Raw genomic sequence first — 4,221 nt, forward strand, 5'->3', positions numbered from 1 at the left:
CAGCGGCAACTACGCGCTGCGCCGCGCCGCGGTCTGCGTGGGCGCCCTCGTCGCCGCGGCCGCCGGCTGCTTCGTCCTGCGGTTCGCCTACGAGGGCCTCGCCGTCGCCGACGTCGGCTCCTTCGTGAACATCCTGGTCGTCGCGATGTTCGCCATCTGCAGCGCCCTCGCCTTCACCCGCACCTGGGGCGCCTTCTCCGAGCGCCCCGACGCCGAGAAGCAGGCGTCCCTGCGCGGCTTCCTGATGATCGGCTTCGTCGGCGTCCTGCTCGCCTGGGCCCTGCGCTGCCTGACGGAGGCCCCGGGCGAGAAGCTGCGCCGGCAGGAGTACGCGACGGCCCGCGAGCAGTACGAGCGCCGCACCAACCGCCGTACCGGCAACCCGGCCAAGAAGAAGCGCAAGTAGCGGCGCACGGAGAAACGAGCAGAAGCAGGCGGCGATCAAGCAGAAGCAGGCCGAGCCGACGACAGACGCTCCCGAGAGGATGACGCCATGGATGACGCCACGACGGACGACACCCACCCGGCCGCCCACTCCGACTTCGCCCTCTCCTTCGACACGGTCGCCGACCAGTACGCCTCGGCCCGCCCCAGCTACCCGCCCCACCTCTTCGACACCGTCGAATCGGCGGCGGGCCTGCGCCTCGACGGCAGCCGCGTCGTCGACGTCGGCGCGGGCACCGGCATCGCCACCGCCCTGCTGCGCGCCCGCGGCGCCCACGTCATCGCCGTCGAACCGGGCCCCGGCATGGGCGCCCGGCTCCGCCGCGGCCTCCCCGACGTCCCCCTGCTCCGCGCCCTCGGCGACGCCCTCCCCCTCGCGGACGAAAGCGTCGACCTGGTCACGTACGCCCAGTCCTGGCACTGGACCGACCCGTCCCACTCGGTCCCGGAGGCACTCCGCGTGCTCCGCCCCGGCGGCGCCCTGGCCCTGTGGTGGAACGTCCCGGACCCGGACGTCGAGTGGATCGCCGCCCAGGAGGCCCGCCTCCAGAAGCGCCTCCCCGGCTACCACCGCCACGGCGTCAGCGGCGACGCCCCGGGCATGATCGCCTCACTCGGCCTGACCCCGGCCCCCGAGCCCGTCCTGCACCGCCTGCACTGGGCCCGCCGCATCCCGGTCGACCTGCACCTGGCCCACCTCGGCAGCCGCTCGTACTTCGCGGTGCTGGGCGCGGAGAAGTCGGCACCGGTCCTGGCGGACGAGCGCGCGGAACTGCTGCGGCTCTTCCCGGACGGCATGGTCGAGGACGCGTACGCCGTGGACCTCACGGTCGTACGCCGCCCCTGACCCACGCACGCGAACCGGCACGCACACCCACACCGCACCACCCTTGACGAGGGCTCCCGCACGGAGAATTATTCATCATGTGATGAATAAACCCACGGGCCCCCGCGACACCACCGCCCGGGAACCCGTCACCGCCGCCACCCCCGCCGTGCACGCCACCGGCCTCACCGTCGTCCGCGGCCCCCACACCGTCCTGCGCGGCATCGACTTCACCGTCCCGCGCGGCCGGATCACCGGACTCCTCGGCCCCTCGGGCTGCGGCAAGTCCACGCTGATGCGCGCCCTCGTCGGCACCCAGGCCAAGGTCACCGGCACCCTCACCGTCCTCGGCCGGCCCGCGGGCCACCCGACCCTGCGCTCCCGCGTCGGCTACGTCACCCAGGCCCCGTCCGTCTACCTCGACCTGACGATCCGCCAGAACCTGGACTACTTCGCCGCGATCCTGCTGCCCGGCCGCGCCCACGCCGACCGCCGCCGCGCGGACGTCACTCGCGTCCTGACCGACGTCGACCTCACCACCCACGAGAACGCCCTGGCCGGCAACCTCTCCGGCGGCCAGCTCAGCCGCGTCTCCCTGGCCGTCGCCCTGCTCGGCACCCCCGAGCTCCTGGTCCTCGACGAGCCGACCGTCGGCCTCGACCCGGTCCTCCGCCGCGACCTGTGGACCCTCTTCCACCACCTCGCCGCGACGAACGGCACCACCCTCCTCATCTCCTCCCACGTGATGGACGAGGCCGAGCGCTGCGACCGCCTGCTCCTCATGCGGGACGGCGAGATCCTCGCCGAGGACACCCCCGACGCCCTGCGCACCCGCACCCGCACGGACACGGTCGAACAGGCCTTCCTCCACCTCGTCGACGAGGCGAACGCCGCGCACCCCACCCGGAGCCCGTCATGAACGTCCACCGCACCACCGCCACCGCGAGCCGCGTCCTGCGCCAGCTCCGCCACGACCCGCGCTCCATCGCCCTGATGCTGCTCGTCCCGTGCGTGATGCTCTTCCTGCTCCGCTACGTCTTCGACGGCAGCCCCGGCACCTTTAACTCCATCGGCGCCTCGCTCCTCGGCATCTTCCCGCTCATCACGATGTTCCTGGTGACGTCCATCGCCACCCTCCGCGAACGCACCACCGGCACCCTGGAACGCCTCCTGGCCATGCCCATGGCCAAGGCCGACCTGATCGGCGGCTACGCCCTCGCCTTCGGCGCACTGGCGATCATCCAGTCCGCCCTGGCCACCGGCCTCGCCCTCTGGGCCCTCGACCTGAACGTCACCGGCTCGGCCTGGCTGCTCCTCCTGGTCGCCCTGCTGGACGCCCTCCTCGGCACGGCCCTCGGCCTCTTCGTCTCCGCCTTCGCGGCCTCGGAGTTCCAGGCCGTCCAGTTCATGCCGGCGGTGATCTTCCCCCAGCTCCTGCTCTGCGGCCTGTTCACCCCGCGCGACCGCATGCAGCCCGTCCTTGAGGCGATCTCGAACGTCCTCCCCATGTCCTACGCGGTCGACGGCATGAACGAGGTCCTCCACCACACCGACCTCACCGCCACCTACATCCGCGACGCCCTGATCGTCGCGGGCTGCGCGGCCCTCGTCCTCGCCCTCGGCGCCGCGACCCTCCGCCGCCGCACCCCCTGACCCGTCCGCCCACCGAAACGCCCCACGGCCCCGGTCCGGCCCGGTGCGAGGATGCCCGTGAACGAGAGCGGGACGACGACGCACACGGAAGGCCCACGACCACATGAGCGAGACGACCGCCCAGACCACGCGCCACAAGGTCGCCGTGCTCGGCACGGGCAAGATCGGCGAAGCCCTCCTCAGCGGAATGATCCGCGGCGGCTGGGCCCCGGCCGACCTCATGGTCACGGCCCGCCGCCCGGAGCGCGCCGAGGAACTGCGCACCCGTTACGGCGTCACCCCGGTCACCAACCAGGAAGCGGCCAAGCAGGCCGACACCCTGATCCTCACTGTGAAGCCCCAGGACATGGGCACCCTCCTCACGGAACTCGCCCCGCACGTCCCGGCCGACCGCCTGATCATCAGCGGCGCGGCCGGCATCCCCACCACGTTCTTCGAGGAGCGCCTGCCCACGGGCACCCCGGTCGTCCGCGTCATGACGAACACCCCGGCGCTGGTCGACGAGGCGATGTCGGTCATCTCGGCGGGCACCCACGCCACCGCCGCCCACCTCACCCACGCCGAGGAGATCTTCGGCTCGGTCGGCAAGACCCTCCGCGTCCCGGAGTCCCAGCAGGACGCCTGCACGGCCCTCTCCGGCTCGGGCCCCGCCTACTTCTTCTACCTGGTCGAAGCCATGACGGACGCGGGCATCCTCCTCGGCCTCCCGCGCGACAAGGCCCACGACCTGATCGTCCAGTCCGCCATCGGCGCGGCCACGATGCTCCGCGACAGCGGCGAACACCCGGTCAAGCTCCGCGAGAACGTCACGTCCCCCGCGGGCACGACCATCAACGCGATCCGCGAACTCGAGAACCACGGCGTACGGGCCGCCCTCATCGCCGCCCTCGAAGCCGCCCGCGACCGCAGCCGCGCCCTGGCCTCCGGCAACAACAGCTGACCGCCCGCCGGCCCGGGGCACCGAGTTGACACGCCCCGGGCCGATACGTAGTGTTCTCCGAGTTGTCCGACGTGAGCGCCGCCTCTGGCCGGTCCCCGGACAGCCATTCCGCAAGAACTACTCAAACGCTCGACGAGCTTTCGTCGAGTCTTTGTGCGCGCTTTTGCGAAATGAGGAATCCACGTTCGAAAGAGCGGGACCCCGATTAGGTCGGGAGCCGGGATTCCGCTAAAGTCTCACTCGTCGGAACGGCCCAACAGCCGCGAAGACAAACCCGGTTGACTGGGAATCAGGCCCGAAAGGATCTGATAGAGTCAACACCGCAGGAAGGCCGAAAGGCCGGAAAGCAAAAAGCAAA

Annotated in this window: 5 protein-coding genes; all 5 read left to right on the forward strand. The window is 71.5% G+C overall.

Annotated features, from left to right (window positions below; translation table 11 throughout):
• Window positions 1–406: EamA/RhaT family transporter (locus M4J07_RS46800; RefSeq protein ID WP_255983324.1), on the forward strand; the 406-nt coding region annotated here is incomplete at its 5' end.
• A gap of 87 nt (window positions 407–493) precedes the next feature.
• Window positions 494–1,291 carry a class I SAM-dependent methyltransferase gene (locus M4J07_RS46805; protein ID WP_255983326.1) on the forward strand — a complete coding sequence of 266 codons (798 nt, stop codon included), beginning with the start codon at window positions 494–496 and terminating at the stop codon, window positions 1,289–1,291.
• An 82-nt stretch (window positions 1,292–1,373) separates the two neighbouring features.
• Entirely contained in the window at window positions 1,374–2,189 is an 816-nt protein-coding gene (locus M4J07_RS46810; protein WP_255983328.1) for an ABC transporter ATP-binding protein, read from the forward strand.
• The gene (locus tag M4J07_RS46815) at window positions 2,186–2,923 is read left to right on the forward strand and encodes an ABC transporter permease (RefSeq protein WP_255983330.1); all 738 of its coding nucleotides are present in this window, start codon (window positions 2,186–2,188) and stop codon (window positions 2,921–2,923) included. The genes M4J07_RS46810 and M4J07_RS46815 overlap by 4 nt, the downstream gene beginning before the upstream one ends.
• 103 nt (window positions 2,924–3,026) lie before the next feature.
• A complete protein-coding gene (proC, locus tag M4J07_RS46820) occupies window positions 3,027–3,863 on the forward strand; it encodes a pyrroline-5-carboxylate reductase (RefSeq protein WP_255983332.1) in 837 nt (278 codons plus the stop codon).
• Window positions 3,864–4,221: the final 358 nt, after the last annotated feature.

Source organism: Streptomyces longispororuber, from assembly GCF_024448165.1.
Taxonomy (GTDB): Bacteria; Actinomycetota; Actinomycetes; order Streptomycetales; family Streptomycetaceae; genus Streptomyces; species Streptomyces longispororuber_A.

What these genes read in the sequence shown, in the direction of transcription:
- proC (WP_255983332.1), top strand. Translation starts at nt 3,027, where the DNA reads ATGAGCGAGACGACCGCCCAGACCACGCGCCACAAGGTCGCCGTGCTC.
- M4J07_RS46815 (WP_255983330.1), top strand. Translation starts at nt 2,186, where the DNA reads ATGAACGTCCACCGCACCACCGCCACCGCGAGCCGCGTCCTGCGCCAG.
- M4J07_RS46810 (WP_255983328.1), top strand. Translation starts at nt 1,374, where the DNA reads ATGAATAAACCCACGGGCCCCCGCGACACCACCGCCCGGGAACCCGTC.
- M4J07_RS46805 (WP_255983326.1), top strand. Translation starts at nt 494, where the DNA reads ATGGATGACGCCACGACGGACGACACCCACCCGGCCGCCCACTCCGAC.